This window comes from Marinobacter sp. CP1, assembly GCF_001266795.1.
Classification (GTDB): Bacteria; Pseudomonadota; Gammaproteobacteria; order Pseudomonadales; family Oleiphilaceae; genus Marinobacter; species Marinobacter flavimaris.
Genome location: NZ_CP011929.1, coordinates 2,646,784 through 2,667,395 on the forward strand (window position 1 = coordinate 2,646,784; position 20,612 = coordinate 2,667,395).

At 60.4% G+C, this 20,612-nt stretch carries 20 protein-coding genes; 6 read left to right on the top strand and 14 right to left on the bottom strand.

Annotated elements, in window-relative coordinates; all coding sequences use genetic code 11:
- Nucleotides 1–83: 83 nt before the first annotated feature.
- The 3 genes from ACP86_RS12220 to ACP86_RS12230 form a co-directional block, all read right to left on the bottom strand.
- Nucleotides 84–800, bottom strand: coding sequence for an FKBP-type peptidyl-prolyl cis-trans isomerase (locus ACP86_RS12220; protein WP_008169914.1), 717 nt, complete (start codon nucleotides 798–800; stop codon nucleotides 84–86).
- Nucleotides 801–924: 124 nt separating this feature from the next.
- The gene (locus ACP86_RS12225) at nucleotides 925–1,311 is read right to left on the bottom strand and encodes a DUF4124 domain-containing protein (RefSeq protein ID WP_014575835.1); all 387 of its coding nucleotides are present in this window, start codon (nucleotides 1,309–1,311) and stop codon (nucleotides 925–927) included.
- Nucleotides 1,308–1,865, bottom strand: a complete 558-nt coding sequence (locus ACP86_RS12230; protein WP_053114138.1) for a TIGR02444 family protein — start codon at nucleotides 1,863–1,865, stop codon at nucleotides 1,308–1,310. Before ACP86_RS12230 ends, ACP86_RS12225 begins: the two co-directional genes overlap by 4 nt.
- Nucleotides 1,866–1,911: 46 nt before the next feature.
- Here ACP86_RS12230 and ACP86_RS12235 point away from each other — a divergent pair, with 46 nt between their 5' ends.
- The gene (locus tag ACP86_RS12235; RefSeq protein ID WP_053114140.1) at nucleotides 1,912–3,855 is read left to right on the top strand and encodes an ATP-binding cassette domain-containing protein; all 1,944 of its coding nucleotides are present in this window, start codon (nucleotides 1,912–1,914) and stop codon (nucleotides 3,853–3,855) included.
- Nucleotides 3,856–3,861: 6 nt separating this feature from the next.
- Here ACP86_RS12235 and ppx read toward each other — a convergent pair whose 3' ends face one another.
- Entirely contained in the window at nucleotides 3,862–5,388 is a 1,527-nt protein-coding gene (gene ppx / locus ACP86_RS12240) for an exopolyphosphatase (RefSeq protein WP_053114142.1), read from the bottom strand.
- Nucleotides 5,389–5,681: 293 nt separating this feature from the next.
- On the opposite strand from ppx, the gene trxA reads away from it, so the two are divergent.
- Nucleotides 5,682–6,008: a thioredoxin TrxA gene (gene trxA / locus ACP86_RS12245; RefSeq protein ID WP_008169901.1), complete on the top strand. Its 327-nt coding sequence runs from the start codon at nucleotides 5,682–5,684 to the stop codon at nucleotides 6,006–6,008.
- Between the two features lie 64 nt (nucleotides 6,009–6,072).
- On the opposite strand, the gene ACP86_RS12250 is transcribed toward trxA, so the two are convergent.
- Genes ACP86_RS12250 through moaB form a run of 4 tightly spaced genes read right to left on the bottom strand, consistent with a single transcriptional unit; the run spans nucleotide 6,073 to nucleotide 8,604 of the window.
- Entirely contained in the window at nucleotides 6,073–6,519 is a 447-nt protein-coding gene (locus ACP86_RS12250; RefSeq protein WP_053114144.1) for a molybdenum cofactor biosynthesis protein MoaE, read from the bottom strand.
- A 1-nt stretch (nucleotide 6,520) separates the two neighbouring features.
- Entirely contained in the window at nucleotides 6,521–6,781 is a 261-nt protein-coding gene (locus tag ACP86_RS12255; RefSeq protein ID WP_053114146.1) for a MoaD/ThiS family protein, read from the bottom strand.
- A 2-nt stretch (nucleotides 6,782–6,783) separates the two neighbouring features.
- Entirely contained in the window at nucleotides 6,784–7,998 is a 1,215-nt protein-coding gene (glp, locus tag ACP86_RS12260; RefSeq protein WP_053114148.1) for a gephyrin-like molybdotransferase Glp, read from the bottom strand.
- A 33-nt stretch (nucleotides 7,999–8,031) separates the two neighbouring features.
- Nucleotides 8,032–8,604: a molybdenum cofactor biosynthesis protein B gene (gene moaB / locus ACP86_RS12265; protein ID WP_053114150.1), complete on the bottom strand. Its 573-nt coding sequence runs from the start codon at nucleotides 8,602–8,604 to the stop codon at nucleotides 8,032–8,034.
- Nucleotides 8,605–8,968: 364 nt separating this feature from the next.
- Between moaB and rho the strand changes: the two genes are divergently transcribed.
- The 3 genes from rho to ACP86_RS12280 all read left to right on the top strand — a co-directional run bounded on the left by rho (nucleotide 8,969) and on the right by ACP86_RS12280 (nucleotide 12,972).
- A complete protein-coding gene (rho, locus tag ACP86_RS12270) occupies nucleotides 8,969–10,231 on the top strand; it encodes a transcription termination factor Rho (protein WP_008169890.1) in 1,263 nt (420 codons plus the stop codon).
- 247 nt (nucleotides 10,232–10,478) lie between these two features.
- On the top strand, nucleotides 10,479–11,966 hold the full coding sequence (ubiD, locus tag ACP86_RS12275; protein ID WP_053114152.1) for a 4-hydroxy-3-polyprenylbenzoate decarboxylase: 1,488 nt from the start codon (nucleotides 10,479–10,481) through the stop codon (nucleotides 11,964–11,966).
- Between the two features lies 1 nt (nucleotide 11,967).
- Nucleotides 11,968–12,972: an FAD-binding oxidoreductase gene (locus ACP86_RS12280; RefSeq protein ID WP_053114153.1), complete on the top strand. Its 1,005-nt coding sequence runs from the start codon at nucleotides 11,968–11,970 to the stop codon at nucleotides 12,970–12,972.
- A 74-nt stretch (nucleotides 12,973–13,046) separates the two neighbouring features.
- On the opposite strand, the gene ACP86_RS12285 is transcribed toward ACP86_RS12280, so the two are convergent.
- From ACP86_RS12285 to ACP86_RS12310, 6 genes are all read right to left on the bottom strand, one after another.
- The gene (locus tag ACP86_RS12285) at nucleotides 13,047–14,288 is read right to left on the bottom strand and encodes a heme biosynthesis HemY N-terminal domain-containing protein (protein ID WP_053114155.1); all 1,242 of its coding nucleotides are present in this window, start codon (nucleotides 14,286–14,288) and stop codon (nucleotides 13,047–13,049) included.
- Nucleotides 14,285–15,409 carry a uroporphyrinogen-III C-methyltransferase gene (locus ACP86_RS12290; RefSeq protein WP_053114158.1) on the bottom strand — a complete coding sequence of 375 codons (1,125 nt, stop codon included), beginning with the start codon at nucleotides 15,407–15,409 and terminating at the stop codon, nucleotides 14,285–14,287. The genes ACP86_RS12285 and ACP86_RS12290 overlap by 4 nt, the downstream gene beginning before the upstream one ends.
- 8 nt (nucleotides 15,410–15,417) lie before the next feature.
- A complete protein-coding gene (locus ACP86_RS12295) occupies nucleotides 15,418–16,227 on the bottom strand; it encodes a uroporphyrinogen-III synthase (RefSeq protein ID WP_053114160.1) in 810 nt (269 codons plus the stop codon).
- Nucleotides 16,208–17,149 carry a hydroxymethylbilane synthase gene (gene hemC / locus ACP86_RS12300; protein ID WP_014575851.1) on the bottom strand — a complete coding sequence of 314 codons (942 nt, stop codon included), beginning with the start codon at nucleotides 17,147–17,149 and terminating at the stop codon, nucleotides 16,208–16,210. The genes ACP86_RS12295 and hemC overlap by 20 nt, the downstream gene beginning before the upstream one ends.
- Nucleotides 17,150–17,241: 92 nt before the next feature.
- Nucleotides 17,242–17,991, bottom strand: coding sequence for a LytR/AlgR family response regulator transcription factor (locus tag ACP86_RS12305; RefSeq protein ID WP_014575852.1), 750 nt, complete (start codon nucleotides 17,989–17,991; stop codon nucleotides 17,242–17,244).
- 29 nt (nucleotides 17,992–18,020) lie between these two features.
- The gene (locus ACP86_RS12310; RefSeq protein WP_053114162.1) at nucleotides 18,021–19,061 is read right to left on the bottom strand and encodes a sensor histidine kinase; all 1,041 of its coding nucleotides are present in this window, start codon (nucleotides 19,059–19,061) and stop codon (nucleotides 18,021–18,023) included.
- A 119-nt stretch (nucleotides 19,062–19,180) separates the two neighbouring features.
- Between ACP86_RS12310 and argH the strand changes: the two genes are divergently transcribed.
- A complete protein-coding gene (gene argH / locus ACP86_RS12315; RefSeq protein WP_008173200.1) occupies nucleotides 19,181–20,590 on the top strand; it encodes an argininosuccinate lyase in 1,410 nt (469 codons plus the stop codon).
- Nucleotides 20,591–20,612: the final 22 nt, after the last annotated feature.

Here is a 20,612-nt window from a genome sequence, read left to right on the forward strand (position 1 = left end):
ATCAAAAAAGCCCCAGTCCGGCATCGCCGGCTGGGGCTTTTTCGTGTGGCAGCCTCAGAACTGACAGCTGCCTGTTCTGGCGCTTAGTCTCCGGAGCCAGGGTTGATCTCGAGTAGCTCGACATCAAACACGAGGGTCTCGTTGGGGCCGATCGCCCTGTTGCCGCCGGGGCCGTAGGCCAGATCGGACGGAATGTAGAGCTTGTAACGGGCACCCTCGCTCATCAGCTGCAGGCCCTCGGTCCAGCCGGGAATCACCTGGTTCAGGGCGAAGGTAACCGGCTCACCGCGCTCGCGGGAGCTGTCAAATACTTCACCGGACAGCAGTTCACCGGTGTAATGCACCTGAACGGTGTCTGTTGCTGCCGGCTTTTCGCCGTCACCCTGCTCAAGTACTTCGTATTGCAGGCCGGATTCAGTGGTTTCCACACCTTCACGCTCTGCGTTCTCGGCAAGGAAGGCTTCGCCGGCATCCAGGTTCTTCTGGGCCAATTCTTCCATCTGCTTGCCCTGCTCTTCCTGCAGCTGCTGCTGGTAGGTCATCAGAGCCTGCTGGATTTCCTCGCGGCTCATACGCTTGGCTTCTTCATCGCCGGCGTGGCCGTGCTGGATGCCCTGGAGGAACTGGTCCATCTGCAGATTCGGCAGGTCGTTACCCATGCGTTCACCGAGAACCAGGCCCATGCCATAGCTCACCTTCTGATCGGTGGAATCCAGTTTCGGTTGTTCCGGGGCTTCGGGGGGTGTGGAACAGCCGGCCACGAGGCCGGTCACTGCCAGTGCAAGGAGCGTTTTCTTCATTGCATTATCCTTTAACGTCGGTGCTTGGGGCAGGGCCCCGCGTTGTGTTTGTCAGAACGCAGAAGGTAACGGGTTCCGGCATCAGATGCCACTGAACATGTGTTAAGAAACCGGACGTGTCAGCTCAGCTGCCGTTGGTGCCGGCAGCGGAAGGGCCCAGGGAGAAAGGTGCGCTGTAGGGCGATTGCCAGTCTGTTTCCGGCTCTTGCGGCTGAATCCGGGGGAAGGCCTTGTCACGTCGCTCGATAGCGAGGGTATTCCAGCGGCCCTGTTCGGGCGGCTGGTCTGCGTAGTGCCAGTTGCCGTCGGTATCCTGCCATTTGAACACGATTTCGGGGCCCTCGGTGGGAATCGGGGACGGAACCAGACCTTCAAACGCGGGAATCTCGGGCTGCTCGTGCTCTGCCACAGGTTCGGAGACCTGCTCCGGGTCGTTCAGACCGAAGAAAATCAGCAACAGCAATAACCCGAGAGCCGGGAACGAGAGCCGTATGAGCCATTTCATCATCATGGCTGATGGTCTCCCTTGGGAAAGTGGGCCAGGGTATCGGCCAGTGTATTCAGCAAGGGCCTTGCATCCTCCTCAACGGGTAAGGTCGGTGCTGCCGCAAACAGATTGTTGATGATCAGTGCGTCGCGTCCCTGCATGTCTGCGTGTTCCGGGTTAATGGTCATTAGCGTTCGCCAGCTCAGGGCCAGTTCAATCTGTTCGGCTTCAAGCTCCAGGCCGGCGATGCCGGCGCGAAGCTTCTGACAGTTGTCGGCGCTGCCGGGCAGCGATTTCCGCGCGCTCCGGAGGGCAACGGTTACACGGTCGCGCCACTCTGTTACCGTAGCGTCCTCGACCCCGGCGAAGACCCTGCCAGAGAGTGCAAGCCAGGCCGCACCGAGAATCCGCGTTACGCTCCAGCCCTGATTCTGAAGCGCCAGGCAGCTGTTCTGGACATCCGGACGTTTCCAGAACGCCAGGGCAAAACGCCAGAGCGGGTTGTCCGGTTCCAGATCTGCCGGAAGTTCCAGCGGCGGTGTCGAAAAATCCGGGGTGGTCGCCGAGCGGACCGACATAGGCGCTGTGCCTTCCCTGAACACTTTACGTTGATAAAATGAAAGCATGTTAACGATAACCGATCTCAGTTTACAACGGGGCGGCGTCTGGTTGCTAGAATCCGTCAGCCTGACGGTGCAACCCGGCCAGCGTGTCGCGATCGTCGGTGCCAATGGTGCCGGCAAGTCCAGTCTTTTCCAGCTCTTGCTGGGCCAGTTGGCGCCAGAGCAGGGCGCGGTCTCTCTGCCGGGTGGGTGCCGGATTGCCCACATGGCGCAGGAGGTCGAAGCCACCGAGCGCAGCGCGAGGGATTTTGTTCTAGATGGCGACCTGGATTTGCGCCGCCTGGAAGGTGAACTTGCCAGGGCCGAGGCCGCAGGTGACGATCATGCCATTGCCCGCATACACGGCGAGCTGGATGTGCACGAGGCCTGGTCCGCCGGCCGCCGGGCCGAGGCCTTGCTGCGCGGGCTGGGATTCTCGGACGAGGACGCGAACCGGCCGGTATCGGCGTTTTCCGGTGGTTGGCGAATCCGCCTGAACCTGGCCCAGGCCCTGATGCGACCGTCCGATCTGCTGCTTCTGGACGAGCCCACTAACCACCTGGATCTGGATGCCTGTCTGTGGCTCGAGAATTGGCTGCGGCGCTATCCCGGTACCCTGCTGTTTATCTCCCACGACCGCGATTTCATGGATAGGGTCGCTACCCATGTCGTGCATTTCGATCGCCGTAACCTGGAACTGTATACGGGTAATTACTCAGCCTTTGAGGGCCAGCGCAGTGAGCGTCTGGCCCAGCAGCAGGCCGGTTTTGAACGCCAGCAGGCCAGGATCGCCGAAATCCAGCGGTTCATCGATCGGTTCAAGGCCAAGGCCACAAAGGCCCGTCAGGCCCAGAGCCGCGTCAAGGCTCTGGAGCGGATGGAGCGCATTGCCCCGGCCCATATCGATTCGCCGTTCAGCTTCGAGTTTCCGGTGGCCGAGAAGGTTTCCAATCCGCTGTTGTCGATACGCAATGGCAAGGCCGGGCACGGCAGTACCGCAATCCTGAACGGCATTAACCTGACCCTGTTGCCGGGCAGCAGGGTCGGGTTGCTGGGCCCCAATGGTGCGGGCAAGTCCACCCTGATGGATGCACTCCGGGGTGAGGACACGTTGATGTCTGGTGATCGTACCTGTGGCGAGCATCTGGCCATCGGCTACTTTGCCCAGCATCAGCTGGAGTCCCTGGATCTGGATGCCAGCCCTTTCCTGCATCTTCAGCGGCTTTCCCCGAAGGCGTCAGAGCAGAGTATACGGAATTTCCTTGGTGGCTTTGATTTTCATGGCGATGAAGCCCTGAGTGCCATCCGGTCGTTTTCCGGTGGCGAAAAGGCCCGCGTGGCGCTGGCCGTGATCGCATGGCAGAGACCCAACCTGCTCCTGCTGGACGAGCCCACGAACCACCTGGATCTGGAAATGCGCCAGGCTCTGACCATGGCGCTGCAGAACTTTGAAGGCGCTATTGTGGTGGTTTCTCACGACCGGCACTTGCTCAGGAACACCGTGGACGAGTTCTGGCTGGTCAATGATGGTCGGGTAACGGAGTACCAGGGCGATCTGGAAGACTATGAGCGTTGGCTGGCGGACCGCCGGAAAGACGAAACCGAGGCACCTAGGAGAGAGCCGGTCGGCCAGGAGGGGGCGCCCGAGGCCGCTGAGGCGGTGGGCGAGAGTGCCGAAGATCGGAAGGCGCGCAAGCGGGCAGAGGCGGCTCTTCGCCAGAAACTCAGCCCCTACCGTAAAAAACAGAGTGCGCTGGAAAAGGAAATGGACCAGCTTCAGCAGAAGCTGTCAGCTCTGGAAGAGCAGCTATCCGACCCTGACCTTTACGACGACAGCGGCAAGACCCGTCTGAAAGAGTTGTTGGCGGAGCAGGCCACCGCAACCGCCCGCCTGGAAGAGGTGGAGGCGCAGTGGCTTGAAGTTAGCGAAGAGGTGGAGTCCCTGGAGGCCGAGTTGGCTGGCTGAGCGCGCTCAGCCGCCGTTCAGTTCCAGAACAAAGTCCTGTTTGGCGAGATAGTCCCGTTCGTTTTCCAGGTCGGCCAGGGTCAGTGGCCTGTCATCCAGCCAACCTGACGGAAACTCCAGCACCAACTTGTCCTTGTGTGCCGTCAGGGTGAAGGCCGGAGGCGGCTCCATGTTGCGTGGGTGTTGAATCAGAACCGCCAGGCGCACCAGCACGCAGAGGTAACGCAGCCTGGCAATGTCTTCCGGGTCCAGGCCCTCGAAGATTGCCGAGGCGAATTTTCTCCGGTGGCCGCGCACGAGAGTTGCCAGGTCGCGCTGGAACTGCTGGGTGAAGCCGGGCAGATCCGAGTAGCGCAACAGATAGGCGCCGTGTTTATGGTACTGGCTATGGGAAATGGTCAGGCCGATCTCATGCAGTCGGCAGGCCCAGCGCAGTACTTCTTCATCTGCCGGGGTGTTCAGGGCCCAGGCGTCGGCAACCTGCCGCCATGCTGCCACGGCCGTTTCCTCAACGGCAGCGCCATGTGCCTGGTCAACGTGGTAACGCTCCTGAAGCGCGGAAATGGTTCGCTCACGGACATCCTCGTGCTGGATTCGCCCGACAATGTCGTAAAGCAGACCTTCCCTCAGAGCACCATCGGCGAACGCCATGTCCTTGATACCAAGGGATTGGAATGCCCCCATCAGGATGGCAAATCCGGCCGGGAATATGCTCTGGCGGTCCGAGCGTACGCCCAGATCTCCCAGTTTTTCTGTTTTACCCATGTCCACCAGCCGCTTGCGAAGTTCCTGCATGGCGGCGAGGGTAATGGTGCCGTCGGTGATCTTCAGGGTCGCCAATACGCTGGCAATGGCTTTGATCGAGCCGGATGAGCCCACCGCACTTTGCCACCCCACGGAGCGGTAATGCTGGCGGATGTTGAGCAGTTCCTGTTCTGCGTGGGTCACTGCCTTGTCCATCTGCCGCCTGGTTATCTTGCCGTCCGGGAAATACCGGTTACGGAACGACACGCAACCCATGTGCAGGCTTTCAAGCTCCTGGGGTTCAAACCGCTGGCCGATGATGAATTCGGTGCTGCCACCGCCAATATCAATAACCAGTCGACGCCCGATATCGTCGGAGAGGGTATGGGAAACCCCCAGATAGATCAGGCGTGCTTCCTCGCGGCCGGCAATAATCTCTACCGGATAGCCCAGCGCTTCTTCGGCCCGGGCCATGAACTGATGGGCATTGCGGGCCACGCGAAGCGCGTTGGTGCCGACAATCTGCACTGCCTCTGGCGGCATGCCCTTGAGCCGTTGAGCGAAGCGTCCCAGGCAGGCGAGGGCCCGCTCCTGGGCGTCTTCAGTGAGCCGGTTGTATTGGTCCAGTCCGGCGCCGAGCTGAACCTTTTCTCCCATCTTCTCGAGGGTCCGGATTTCCCCATGCACTAGTCGGGCAACCACCATGTGGAAGCTGTTCGAGCCCATGTCGATGGCTGCGAGTACCTCGGATGAGGCGGCAGCGTTTTCGGCGGTGGATGCGGCCGTCACGTGGTCGGAATCCTTTTGAGATGAACGTGCGGGGTACTATAAGCGAAATCCCTCAGGCCTGTCAGTAACCGGAAAACCGCGCATTTGACGAGGGTCAGGCCTGGATCGGTTCTTACCGCTTCACATCCGGCTGATCAATCGCGTAAAGTATGTCTTACCGTGATTTGGGTGAAAGGTTGTCCGTATAACCCGGACAGCCTTCAGCGACAGTCAACAGCACCTGTGCCCGGCAGGTTATTCCCTGAAAGGGACATGCCGATGTGCAGCAGTAGTGCATGAATCAGGAAAAGGTAATGAGCGGAAATATCGTAAATGTAACCGACGCTTCTTTTGAGCAGGATGTACTGCAGTCCGACGTCCCCGTTCTGGTGGACTACTGGGCAGAGTGGTGCGGCCCCTGCAAGATGATTGCCCCGGTGCTTGAAGAGATTGCCGACGAATACGACGGCAAACTGAAAGTCTGCAAGCTCAACATTGACGAGAACGAGCAGACCCCGCCGAAGTTCAACATCCGCGGTATCCCCACCCTGATGCTGTTCAAGAACGGCAACGTGGACGCCACGAAAGTCGGCGCACTCTCCAAATCCCAGCTGGCGGCTTTCCTGGACAGCAATCTCTGATTGCAGGCAGGTCACCAGAAACCGCCCCTGAGCCCAGGCTCACGGGCGGTTTTTTTATGGCCAGTTACTTCCAGTCCTCGGAGCGCGCCCGATCGGATTCTTTCTGTTCCACCCAGTGCTCTCCATCTGAGGTGATTTCCTTTTTCCAGAACGGAGCGGATGTCTTCAGGGCGTCCATGATGAACTCGCAGGCCGCGAACGCGTCTCCACGGTGGGCGCTGCACACACCGACGAAGACAATCTGGTCGCACAGCGCCAGCCTGCCTACCCGGTGAATCACCCGGGCCCTGCGCACATCCCAGCGCTTCGAGGCGTCATCAATGAGCCCCTGGATCACCTGTTCGGTCATTCCGGGGTAGTGTTCCAGGTAAAGCCCGTTAACGCCCTGCAAGTCACCGCTGTCCCGCACCAGGCCGGTAAACGTTGCAATGGCGCCGGTGCCGGCGCCACTGTCACGCAGCGCCGCGTATTCAGCGGCCACATCAAAATCGTCAGACTGGACCGAAATCATCTCAACCTCCGGTGACCGGCGGGAAAAAGGCAAGCTCGTCGCCGGCTTTCACCTCAGCGCCCGGTTTCGCCATGGCCTGGTTGATCGCAATCATAACCGGCTGGTCGCCCTGCAACTGATCCCAGGGGCCGCCCTGGCTGGCCAGCTCTGCAAGTACATCGCCCGCTGTGAGGCCGGGCCTGGCGTCGATAGCCAGCTGGTCGGTTTTCAGGTCTTCGCGCAGACGGGCGAAGAAGCGCACTGTAATCGTGTTATCACTCATGGTCAGCTCAACAGTTCCGCAAACGAGTAGTAGGTTAGCAGGTCGCCGGGGCTGACGGTGCTGTTTTCAGGCACCACGGCCAGGCCGTCAGCCCAACAAGTAGAGCTCAGGATGCCGGAGCTCTGGTTGGGATAGGCGGCCACCACCGGCCCGGATCCCCGGGATTCCTTGCGGGCCCGGACGAACTCCCGGCGTATCGACGGCGAGTCAATGGTAAAGTCTGCGGGTATCCGCTCGCCCGAGAGAGGTTTCGGGTTGCGCCCCTGGCGTTTCCGGATATAGGGCATGCCCACCATCAGGAAAGTGACCAGCACAGACCCCGGGTTGCCGGGCAGTCCCAGCACCGGGGTCCCCCCGATGGCACCAAAAGCCACCGGTTTCCCGGGCTTGATGGCCATCTTCCAGAGCGACAGACTGCCTGACTCCTCCAGCACTGCACGCACGTGGTCCTCTTCGCCCACGGATACGCCACCGCTGGTGATAACCAGGTCAGCGGCCTCGGCCGCACGCTGCAGTGTTTCGCGGGTCGCCTCGCGCTTGTCCCTGAGTGTTTCGCACAGAACGACCTCGCAACCGGCTTCGGTGAGCAGCCCCATCAGGGTGAAGCGATTGCTGTTGTAGATCTGGCCCGGCCCGAGGGGCGTGCCGGGGTCTACCAGCTCATCTCCCGTGGAGAGAATGGCGACTTTCAACCGCGCCAGGACGGCAACCCGGGCAACGCCCATGGAGGCCAGTAGTCCCATCTCATTGGGACGTACCTGTGTACCTTTTGCCAGAGCAAGATCGCCCCGGGTGAGATCCTGCCCCCGGCGGCGAATATTCTGCCCTTCGTCTACTTCCGCCTGTACAAGAATGCCGGATTCCGTCACCTCAATCCGCTCCTGCATGACCACCGAGTCGGCGCCCTCGGGAATCTCTGAGCCGGTAAAGATGCGCGCAGCGGTGCCGGGTTCCAGGGGCTTCGGCGCTTCACCGGCCGGAATCCGGGCCGAGACCGGTATTGGCCGGTCTCCATGCAGATCCTGTTTGCGCAGGGCGTATCCGTCCACCGCACTGTTGTCAGCCGGCGGCACGTCGGCCGGCACATAGTGGTTTTCGGCAAGTACCCGGCCCAGGGAGTCGGCCAGTGCGACGGTTTCAATCTGCGCAACCACCGGTGCTTCCGACAACAAGTGGTCCAGGGCATCTTCCAGGGGCGTGAGGTTTGGCTTGGCCATCAAGTCTTAACTCCGATCGGGATGTCTTCTGCCTCAGCGCTTGGCGCGCTGTCCAATGACTTCGTTGAGCCGCGACATTGGCTTCTCGGGTTTGCGCAAGACCAGCCCCGAGAAATTGCATGGTGTGTGACGGCTGTCCAGCTGACTGAGGAGAATGCCTTCCCAGCCGGTGCGGCAGGCGCCGGTCGAGCCGGGCAGGCAGAAGATCACCGTGTGGTTTGCCATTCCCGCCATCGCCCGTGACTGCACGGTTGATGATCCGATTTCGGCGGCTGACAGGCGGCGGAATTCCTCACCAAAGCCTTCGATGGTTTTGTCGAGCAAAGGCCTTACCGCCTCCGGTGTGCTATCTCGTTCAAGCAGGCCGGTGCCACCGGTAATGATCACTGCGTGCACCTGTGAATCGGCAATCCAGCCGGACAACAAGGCCCGCACCAGATAGACGTCGTCCGGCAGGATCCGGCGGGCGACCAGGTTGTGGCCGGCTTCGACCACGCTGTCCTCCAGAAATTGCCCGGACGTGTCCTGTTCAGGCCCACGGGTATCGGAGACGGTCAGCAGGGCAACGTTCAGGGGTTTCATTTCGGTACTGGGTACACTGCTCATGGATGGGCTCCATAATCGTTGAAAAGTTGTTATACGCCAGTATCGCCATCACGGGCTTTTAATGGAAGGGAGTAACCCATCAGGGGGAGGCGCCAGCGGCCGGTTGTGGCCGGTTTGGCGTGAAATTGCTGTTAATTTGTGCAGTGCACTTGACATTCGCCAGTCAGGTGGCCGATGATCGCTCTTGCCCGGCGAACGGTTGTTCCCACTCTCTGGCTTCAGTACCTGAATTCCGGACTCCATCTACACCGGTTGCTCTAACTGGCCAGCACCAAGTTCAGCGTTTTTTTACGATCAATACGTTCAGGGGCACCCCTGTCATTCCAATACTCGTTTACTTCCATTCCTGAAAATCCAACAAACTATGAATCTTACTGAACTCAAGCAGAAATCCGTGCCCGAATTGCTCGATATTGCGCAAGAGATGGGCCTCGATAACCTGGCTCGTTCGCGCAAACAGGATGTGATCTTCACCATTCTGAAGAAGCATGCGAAAAGCGGCGAAGACATCTACGGTGACGGCGTACTGGAAATTCTGCAGGACGGCTTCGGCTTCCTCCGTTCCGCTGACGCCTCCTACCTGGCAGGGCCTGACGACATCTATGTCTCTCCGAGTCAGATCCGCCGGTTTAACCTGCGCACGGGCGACACGGTCGCAGGCAAGATTCGCCCGCCCAAAGATGGTGAGCGCTACTTTGCCTTGTTGAAGGTCAGCGAGATCAATTTCGACAAGCCGGATAACGCCCGAAACAAGATTCTCTTCGAGAACCTCACGCCGCTGTTCCCGGACGAGCGCCTGATGCTCGAGGCCGGTAACGGCAGTACCGAGGATCTCTCCTCCCGGGTCCTGGACCTGGTTGCGCCCATCGGTAAAGGCCAGCGCGGGCTTATCGTTTCCCCGCCCAAGGCCGGTAAGACACTGCTGATGCAGAGCATCGCCCAGTCCATCACCCGCAACAATCCAGAGTGCCATGTCATGGTACTGCTGATTGACGAGCGGCCAGAGGAAGTGACCGAGATGCAGCGCACCGTGCGCGGCGAGGTCATCGCCTCCACGTTTGACGAGCCGCCGGCCCGCCACGTGCAGGTTGCTGAAATGGTGATTGAAAAGGCCAAGCGTCTGGTAGAGCACAAGAAGGACGTGGTCATCCTGCTGGATTCCATCACCCGTCTGGCTCGTGCCTACAACACGGTGATCCCGTCCTCCGGCAAGGTCCTGACCGGTGGTGTTGACGCCCATGCCCTGGAAAAACCCAAGCGCTTCTTCGGTGCCGCCCGTAACGTGGAAGAAGGTGGAAGCCTGACCATCCTTGCCACGGCGCTGGTCAACACTGGTTCCAAGATGGACGAGGTTATCTACGAGGAGTTCAAGGGCACCGGCAACATGGAGATCCATCTGGATCGCAAGATTGCCGAGAAGCGAACCTATCCGGCGATCAATATCCGCAGCTCCGGCACCCGTCGTGAGGATCTGCTGATGAGTGAAGCCGACATCCAGCGGGTCTGGATCCTGCGCAAGCTCCTGCATTCTATGGACGACGATACCGCCGCCATCGAGTTCCTGCTGGACAAGCTCAAGGACACCAAGACCAACGACGAGTTTTTCCAGTCCATGAAGCGTCGTTGATCTCTCCCTAAGCTAGGACTAGCGCCTCTGGTTTTGGGGGCGGGCAGAGCCGGGGAGAACCTCCCCGGACACGCCGTGAACCCATCCCTGGGGGCTCGGCATTGCCATCCCTGGCAATGCACGGTCCGGGGAGGTTCTCCCCGGCTCCGCCGTTCATGCCACGTGCGCGCAGTTTGTTCCAACTGCTTTAAAGCAGTCCAGCGACCACCGATCTCCGTAGTACTGGCATATCTGAACGGAGTAACCGATGAAATACAACGACCTGCGAGACTTCATTGACCAGCTGGAGAAGCTGGGTGAGCTGAAACGCATCAGCGTTGAAGTCGACCCCCATCTGGAAATGACCGAAATCTGCGACCGTACATTGCGGGCAGGTGGTCCTGCGTTGTTGTTTGAAAACCCCAAGGGCTATGACATGCCGGTGCTGGCCAACCTGTTCGGGACACCGAAGCGGGTAGCGTTGGGCATGGGGCAGGATAACGTCACGGCGCTTCGGGACATCGGTAAGCTCCTCGCGTTTCTCAAGGAACCGGATCCCCCCAAGGGTTTCCGCGATGCCATCGAAAAACTGCCGCTGTTCCGGCAGGTGATGCGCATGAGCCCCAAGGTACTGCGTTCCGCGCCCTGCCAGGATGTCGTGATCGAAAAGGATCAGGTGGACCTGTATCAGATTCCGGTGCAGCATTGCTGGCCTGGCGATGCCGGGCCGCTGGTGACCTGGCCACTGGTGATTACCCGTGGGCCCCATAAAGAACGCCAGAACCTGGGCATCTACCGGCAGCAGGTCATCGGTCGCAACCGTCTGATCATGCGCTGGCTGAGTCATCGCGGTGGTGCCCTGGATTTCCAGGAGTTCCAGAAGAGCAATCCCGGCCAACCCTATCCGGTGGCCGTAGCCCTCGGTGCCGATCCGGCGACCATTCTGGGGGCGGTGACGCCGGTGCCGGATACGCTGTCGGAATACGCCTTTGCCGGGCTGCTTCGCGGCAGCCGGACCGAGCTGGTCAAGGCGGGGCTGAGCGATCTGCAGGTGCCGGCAAGCGCCGAAATCGTGCTGGAAGGTTTCATCTACCCGGATGACATGGCGCCGGAAGGACCGTTCGGTGATCACACCGGTTACTACAACGAAGTGGACCACTTCCCGGTATTCACCGTAGAACGGGTCACTCATCGCCGGGATCCGATCTATCACAGTACCTATACCGGTCGCCCGCCTGATGAGCCGGCGATTCTCGGGGTGGCCCTGAACGAGGTCTTTATTCCGATTCTGCAGAAGCAGTTCCCGGAGATCGTGGATTTTTACCTGCCACCGGAAGGCTGTTCCTATCGCCTTGCAGTGGTGACCATGAAGAAACAGTACCCCGGCCATGCCAAACGGGTGATGATGGGGGTATGGTCGTTTCTTCGGCAGTTCATGTACACCAAATTTGTGATTGTCACGGATGACGACGTGAATGCCCGTAACTGGGAAGACGTGATCTGGGCGATCACTACCCGGATGGATCCAACCCGGGATACCACGCTGGTGGAGAATACGCCCATCGATTACCTGGACTTTGCCTCGCCGGTATCCGGCCTGGGTTCCAAAATGGGGATGGATGCCACCAACAAGTGGCCGGGTGAGACCACCCGGGAGTGGGGTGAGCCGATCGCCATGACCGAAGATGTGAAAAAACGCGTCGACAAGCTGTGGGATACCCTGGGTATTGAAAGTCCGGCATCGCGCCCCGACTGATATGGGCAGTGAACATCGGGCGGTGCGGCTTTGGCCCTCTGGTATCGCCTTCATTGCGGCGTCGGAGGCAGACTTGCTCGGCGCTGCCGCGCGGGCTGGCGTAGCTGTGCCGGCAGCCTGTCGCAACGGGGTATGTGAAATCTGCGAGGCCCGGTTACTGAAGGGCGCCGCGCTTAATACCCGAAACCAACAGACTATAAAGATCGGTGAGCGCTTGATGATGTGCCGTAGCATCGCGCTCACGGATCTGGAACTGGAGATATCCGCCGTTATGGCAGCTGGAAACAATCAGCCTGGCAAGTTTCAGGCAAAAGTCGTGGACGTAAGGTCGATCAGTCACGATGTCTATCGCGTTGAGCTACAGCTTCCGCGGCGTCGGGAGCTGTCGTTTCATGCCGGGCAATATCTGTCGGTCAATCTGCCTGATGCTGACCCCTGTTACTTTTCCATCGCCAGCAGTCCATCGGACCAGAATATCGAGCTGCATATCCAGGCGACCCCCGAGTGGGTGTCCGCGCAGAAGGTGATTGATGCCCTGACGTCCGGTGGCGAGGTAACCGTGGAGCTGCCCCATGGCAAAGCCTGCCTGGCGTCAGTGCCGACCAGGCCGCTGTTGCTGGTGGCTGCCGGCACCGGCTTTGCCCAGATGAAGAGCCTGGTGGATTACCTCCGGGAAACGTCCTACGACCAACCGGTCAAGCTGTACTGGGGAGTTCGTCGACACGAGGACATGTATCTTCGCGCCCTGGCACAGCAGTGGCAGGACGAGTGGCCCCGCTTCACGTTCCTGCCGGTGGTGGGAGATGACGAGGATAATGACTGGGCTGGCCATCACGACCAGCTGGTTCGCGCGGTGCTTGCATCCGGTATGGACTGGAAGAATGTGGAGGTCCATGCCAGCGGTTCGCCCACCATGGTGTACACACTGATGGATGCTCTGGTAGATGCGGGCCTGCCCGAAGAGGCGTTCTTTTCTGACGTGCTGGAGTACGCCCCCCGTTCGTGAAGCAGCCTGTGTAGTAGAATAAAAAAAGGGCCAGATGAGACGTTCATCTGGCCCTTTTTCATTACACCTTGGCGCTAAGCCCTCGGCATTGGCAGTTCCGGCAGCCCGTTATCCTTGGCCAGCCCCTGCATCAGCAATTTGACGCTGGCTTCTTCCTCGCCCATGTGGGCATTCAGGCGGCTTAGCTCTGCCAGTGCCTCCCGGCTCCGCTTCAGCCGCAGGCTGGTCTCGAAATATTCACGGGCCTTGCCCCAGAGTTCGTTGCGAAGGCTCAGCCGGCCCAGGGCCAGCAGAAGCTCGGGGTTGTTGGGCCGGTCTTTCAGCCATTGTTCGGCCAGTAACAACTGTTCATCCGGTTTCTGGCCCTTCACCCGCCCGTACAGATTGATCAGCTCATCGCTCCAGTGGTTGCGCAGCACCTTGCGCAACAGGGTTTCGGTCTGTACCTCGTCGCCAAGGCTGGCAAGCAGGCGGGCGTAGTCCCTTATGGTGTATTCGTCGCGACGCAGGAAGCCCGGCAATTCGTCCCAGAGCCTGGTCAGCGGTTCCAGGGATGCATCGGGATCCTGTTTCTGCTGGCGCCGGCAATCTTCCGCGGCACGCTCCAGCAGGTTATGCCAGACCTGGCGTTCCAGATCATTGAGTTCCGCTTCCGAGAGCACGCTGCGTTTGCGAAGTTCAGGCAATAACCTGGACAGTTCGCGCCAGTCTTCCAGGCGCAGATAGGTGTTTTTGAGCAGTTTCAGCACAAAGGGGTGATGGGGCGACTGTTTGCGAAGGCGAACCAGCGTGGCCAGGGCCTGTTCAAGGCGGTTGCCTGCCAGTTGCAGCTGGGCCTGGGTAATACCGACGGCCATGTCAGAACCGGGGGTGCTGTCGAAGGCCTTGCGCAGCAGATCATCCACGGCCTCGTGATCACCGGTTTCGAACGATGCTTGGGCGGCGGCAAGATAATTGATCAGGGGCGTGTCGGCATGGCTGGCGGAGGATGTCAGCAGTTTGCGGGCCCTGGGCCAGTTGCCTTCGGCCAGCGCCAGCAAACCCTGGGTGGTCCGGCGTCGGGCCCGGCGTTCATTGCCGCGGGCAATCCAGCCCGCCACCAGGCCGGTGCTGGTTCTGAGTCGGCGGATAAGGTTGATGGTCAGGACAGTCAGCACGATCAGGGCCACGATCAGGCCCAGCCCCACCCAGAAGTTGGTTTCGATCAGGTAATGGCCAAGGCTGATCCGGATGTAGCCCAGATCATATTGCAATCCGAGGGAAAGGCCGGTGCCAATCAGCAGCGCCAGCAGAACGATCAGTAACAGGCGAATCATGAATCATCGCCTCCATTACCGCCGTCGGCGTTGTCCTCGCCATTATCATTGTTGGCATTTAGGCGTCCGGCCAGCCGCTCCTTGAGCAGGTCCAGGGACTGACTGATATCCGGCAGCTCCGGGTCCACGTTCTTGCCGGCCAGCTCAGCCAGGGTGTCACTCAGGGCGGTGACCCGGGGATTGCTTGCGTTGTACCAGTCGTCAATGGTGGTTCGGGCCTTGGTAAGGGCGCGCTCATACAGCGGCTGGTTGCCCCGCAATACCGCCATCTCTGCCTCTTCCAGCATCAGTTGGAGGTTCAGTCGGGCATAGGCGCTCTGGTCGGGAGAGAGCAGCGGCTTGACCGGTTCGTCCATGCGGCGCACAACCACCACCTGCATCAGTGTTGCTTTCACCTTGTTCCAGGCCTGTACCACAGCGCCGGGTTCTTCGCCGGTTCCAGCGCTTTCTCCTTCTGCAGCGCTGACCACAAAGCCGGGCGCGTTCTCACTGATCAGGGCCTGGTCGGTAAGCTGGTGAATGCTGTTGATGGCCGCTTCCAGTGTCAGGTAGAGTCCGGTGCGGTCAACGCCGGTCAGGCCCTTGAGTGCGAGGATTTCGCGAGCCAGTTGCTGGCGAACCGGGTAGACACCGATGTCGTCGGATTCAGTCAGCACTTCGTCTGCCGCTTCCAGGGCCGACATGGCTCCGCGGATGTCTTTTTCGATCATCAACCGCTGATTGGCAATGCGCAGAAGGTATTCCGCCTCGGCCAGCAGCCAGTCCGTGCGTGTGCGGTTTCCAGCTTCCAGCAGTTCACGGGCATTGTGGTCGATCTGGCGCTGCTGGGTGGCGATCAGCTCCCGCTGGCTTGCCAGTTTCTCTTCCAGGGACTGCAGGCGCTGGCTCTGCTGGCTGCCGCGGTCACCATAGCGATCTTCAAGCTGGGCGGTGTCCTGTTGCAGGCTCTCGATTGTCTGCATCACGGCCTGGTGGTTGTTCCACTGTTGCCAGCTCCAGAAGGCCAGGGCGACAGCGATAATCAGCGCAATGATGGCAACAAGCCATATTGGCCAAAGTCGCTGGCGGGCTGGTGGTTCCTTGGAAACGGTTGCGGGCAGTTGATTCGTTGTCTCTGTCACGGGCGTCCTTACTTGGCTTTTCCGGAGCCACCGTCCCGGCCGGCAAGTTGCGCTGCAACCGTGGCCACGATGTCGTTATCGGCAAGGCTTCCTGGTATACACGGATTTCGGAATCCCGCTGCCCGGGCCTGTTCGGCAACCCGATCTGCGGGAACAATCAATAACCTATCGTATAGATTATGGCCGCTATTCGCACATAGTGCGATGAGATTGTTCAAGGTTTCGCCCGACAGGGCGACGATGGCCTCCGGAGCAAAGGTATCGAGGGTGGCCCGGATCCGCTCCGGCGTGTGGTCAGGGCGAAAGCGGCGGTACAGGGGCAGCAGGGTTACGCGGGCGCCCCTGGCTTCAAGGGTTTCGCGGATCAGTTCGCGTCCGGTTTCCCCGCGAGCGAGCAGAACCCGCTCATGCTGGAGGTTTTGCAGTGACGGCAATGCCAGCAGTGCCTCGCTGGTCCAGCCCTCGGGCGGCCGCCGCGGGCTGAGACCGTGTTCCGCAAGCACGGATGCGGTGCCGGCACCAACGCCATACCAGCGGATGCCCATGGGAACCTGGGGCCACCAGGTGTCCACCTCTTCCAGCAGCAGTCGGGCGGCAAACGGGCTGACCGCGATCACATGGGAAAATTCATCAAGGCTCAGAATGAGTGTGCGGCGCTCGGGCGTTTCCGGCAGAGGTTCCCGGTCAATCAGTGGCAGGATATGTACATCGGCACCGGCTGCACGAAACCGGCTGGCCAGGCGCGATGCCTCGGGTTCGGGCCGGCAGATCAGAATCCGCCGGCCGTTCAGGTCGGGATCAGGTTGGTGTGTGGCCATAGATTTCAGCCAGCACCTTGTCGGCTCCGAGAGCCAGCAGATCCTCGGCCAGTTCCCGGCCCAGACGTTCGCCTTCGGCCCGTGGCGCGCGGCCTTCGACCCGGAAAATCTGGGTGCCATCAACTGCGCCCACCAGGCCCCGCAGCCAGATTGTATCGTCGTCTTCAAGAAGCGCGTACGCCGCGATTGGCACCTGACAACCACCCTCCAGTCGACGGTTCAGAGCCCTTTCGGCAGTGACGCGATCCCAGGTGTCTTTGTGCTTCAGGGGTTCAAGCATGGCTAGCAGATCCTGGTCATCGACCCGGCATTCAATGCCCAGGGCGCCCTGGCCGACCGCCGGCAGCGACAACGTGTCGGGCAGGCAGTAGCGGATGCGCTCGTGAAAGCCCAGGCGCTTGAGCCCGGAGCTGGCCAGTACAATCGCTTCGTATTCGCCGGCATCCAGCTTGGCCAGCCGGGTGTTGACGTTGCCCCGCAGCACGCGAATTTCCAGGTCCGGGCGGTAGGCCCGCAGCTGGGCCTCCCGGCGCAGGCTCGCAGTGCCAACCACGGCGCCGTGGGGCAGGGCGTCAACGTTGTCATAGTGGTTGCTTACGAAGGCATCGGTCGGGTCTTCCCGCTCGCAGATCGCCACCAGCCCCAGTCCTTCCGGGAATTCCATGGGCACGTCTTTCATGGAGTGGACGGCCAGGTCTGCGCGGCCGTCCAGCATGGCTTCTTCCAGTTCCTTGACGAACAGGCCCTTGCCGCCGATTTTGGCCAGAGGCACGTCCAGGATCTTGTCACCCTGGGTCTTTATCTTGACCAGTTCCACGGTGATGTTGTCGTGCAGCCTTTCCAGCTCGGCCTTAATGAATTCCGCCTGCCACAGCGCAAGGGCGCTGCTGCGGGTTGCAATGCGAAGGGTACGTTTGGACATGACACTCACTGTCGGTTCGGAAAAATGTCCGCCAAGGTTACCTTGTAGCGGCAGAAAAGTCCCGCAGCTCCCGCCTCAGGCGCGCTGCTGATTCAGCCCGGCTGATGTTCCTGAAGCCACTGGCGGACATTGCTGGCATGGCGGCGACTGACCGGCAGTTCGCCCCGGCCTTCCCTCAGGGCGACCAGATTGTGGCCATCCGGCGTCCGTCTCAGTGCCTGGATAAAGCGAACCCCCACCAGGGTGTTCCGGTGGATCCTGAGCAGGGTGCTCGGGTAGCTGTTTTCCAGTTCCTTCAGCGTGTAGTCACACACGGTTTCGCCCCGGGCGTGATGGATGGTGACGTATTTTTGATCTGCCTCGCAGTAGAGGATTTCCGACAGATCGATCAGCTCGGTGCCGCGGTGCGTGCGCACCGCCAACTGTTCCTGGCTGTGGGCAGCCTGGCCGTTGAGTGCCTGCAACTGTACCCGGTTGACCCTGCCGGCCCGGGCCAGGGCCTCCGCCAAGGCCTCTTTGCGAACCGGTTTGAGCAGGTAGGCGATGGCCTGCACGTCGAATGCCTGGATAGCGTAGTGGTCGTAGGCCGTGCAGAAGATCAGCGCCGGTGGATTGGCCAGCTGGCTAAGTCTGCTGGCGGCCTCCATGCCGTCCATGCCCGGCATCCGGATATCCAGCAACAGTATGTCTGGCTCCAGTTCCGCCACCTGTTTCAAGCAACTGTCGCCGTCTGCAGCTTCGCCACAGACCCGATACCCCGGAACCGCCTCCACCAACCGGCGGATGCGTTCCCGGGCCAGGGGTTCGTCATCGGCGATCAGGACGCTGCGGGTATCAGTCATGTCTTGTCTCGGTTCCGTTGGTCAGGGGTTTATTGTTTTCGGGCTCTCTGCTCGCCGGCCTTCCGTCGCGGCAGTCGCAGGGTAACCGTGTACACATCGTGCTGGTGGCTGTGTTTGAGCACCGCCGGCTCACCGAAAAGCGCCCGTAGCCGTGACTGAATGTTGGCCAGCGCCATTCGGTTGCCGTCATGTTGCTGCTTATTCTGGTCCGGCTTTGGATTCTGTACCAGCAGGTAGACAAATTCGCCTTTGGCCTGGGCTTCAATCCTGACGGTGCCACCGTCCGGGCGCGGCTGGATACCATGGTAGATGGCGTTTTCCACCAATGGCTGCAGTGTGAGCGGGGGAATGGCCTGGTGCTCCAGGCCTTCTTCAATCTGCCATTCCAGTTTCAGGCGGTCGCCCAGGCGCAGTGCTTCGATGGCCAGGTAACGCTGGCACAAAGCCAGTTCCCTCGATAGCGGAATCAGCTGGTCGCCGGTGCGAAGGCTGGCGCGAAACAGTTCCGAAAGATCCAGAACGGCTTCTTCGGCCCGTTCCGGATTGATGGCAATCAGGCTGGCAATGGTGTTCATGCTGTTGAACAGGAAGTGTGGCTGAATGCGGGCCTGCAGTGATGCCAGATGCGCCTGCATTTCCGCTTCACGCTGCTGTTGCCACTGGTGCTGCAGGTAAAAATAGCGCAGCACCATGAGCACGATCAGCAACGCCAGCAGCATCTTCTTGGCCACGCCCTGCCAGACAGCCACGCCGTCCTGGGGGTGCAGGACGCTGTCTGCAAACAGGCTGAAGGCGAGCACATCCAGCAGCACAATGGCGACGATGGTGGTTGTCGCACCGGAGACGGACATCCGTGCAAGCCGGGTGCGCAAAAGGCAGATCAGGGCGGCACTGGTGAGGGTGGTCCACTGCACGAACAGCGACAACAGCCCGAAGTAATTCCAGTCGATCCAGCCCCGCTCCGCCTGCACGATGGCGAGCACCAGAACCAGCAGTTCACTGGTGACCAGCAACAGGAACACGGCCCGTACCCGGCACAGGTCCGGAACGAAGAACTCGCTCTCTGTCACACCTTTGTCCCCGTTACGGGGTGTCTCCTTTACCCGGGTCAGAATGGTATACTCCCGCCACGTTCAATGTACCCAGCTCCCGCCAGATGATGCCGGGCTGTCAGCAGGAAAGATAGACCATGACGGATCAGAAAAAGTCTGACCAGACCACAAGCTCTGAAAAACCCTGGGGCGGGCGCTTCAGTGAACCCACCGATGCCTTTGTTGAAAAATTTACTGCATCTGTGGGATTTGACCAGCGCCTGTACCATCACGACATCACCGGTTCCATTGCCCATGCCACCATGCTGGCCGAGGTTGGCGTGCTTACCGCCGACGAGCGGGACCAGATCATTGAGGGCCTGAAAGGCGTCAAGGCAGACATCGAGGCCGGCAACTTCCAGTGGTCGGTCAGCCTTGAAGACGTGCACATGAACATTGAAGCACGCCTCACCGACCGTATCGGTATTACGGGCAAGAAGCTGCACACCGGCCGAAGCCGCAACGATCAGGTAGCCACCGATATCCGTCTGTACCTGCGGGACGAGATCGACGTGATTGCCGAGGAACTGAATCGCCTGAAATCTGGCCTGCTGGATCTCGCCGAGCGCGAGGCGGACACCATCATGCCCGGCTTCACCCATCTGCAGACTGCCCAGCCGGTGACCTTCGGGCACCACTTGCTGGCCTGGTACGAGATGCTGGTTCGGGATGCCGAGCGTCTGCAGGATTGCCGCAAGCGGGTGAACGTAATGCCCCTGGGCGCAGCGGCCCTGGCAGGCACTACCTATCCCATTGATCGGGCAATGACCGCCCGACTGCTGGGTTTTGACCGGCCCACCGAGAACAGCCTGGACTCTGTCAGCGACCGGGACTTTGCCATTGAGTTCTGCAGCTTTGCGGCACTGCTGATGACGCATCTTTCCAGGTTCAGCGAGGAGCTTGTGCTCTGGACCTCCGCCCAGTTCGACTTCATTGATCTGCCGGACCGATTCTGCACCGGCTCGTCCATCATGCCCCAGAAAAAGAACCCCGACGTGCCGGAACTGGTCCGGGGCAAGACCGGTCGTGTCAATGGCCACCTGATCAGCCTGCTGACCCTGATGAAAAGCCAGCCGCTGGCCTACAACAAGGACAACCAGGAAGACAAGGAACCACTGTTCGACACGGTCGATACCATCAAGGGCTGTCTGAAGGCCTATGCCGATATGATTCCGGCCATTCGCTCCAAGGCCGATAACATGAGAGTGGCAGCCAAGCGCGGTTTCTCGACCGCTACCGATCTGGCGGATTACCTGGTCAAGAAAGGCGTGCCTTTCCGGGACGCCCACGAGATCGTGGGCAAGTCCGTGGCGTTCGGTGTGGCTGAAGGTCGTGACCTGTCTGATATGACCCTCGAAGAGCTGCAGCAGTTCTCCGATCATATCGGCCCCGATGTTTTCGATGTGCTGACCCTGGAAGGTTCGGTCCAGGCCCGTGATCATCTCGGCGGCACGGCGCCGGATCAGGTGCGTGCGGCGGTCGGTCGGGCCCGCAACCAGCTGGGCTGAGCCGGCGCACTCAGCGGGGCGA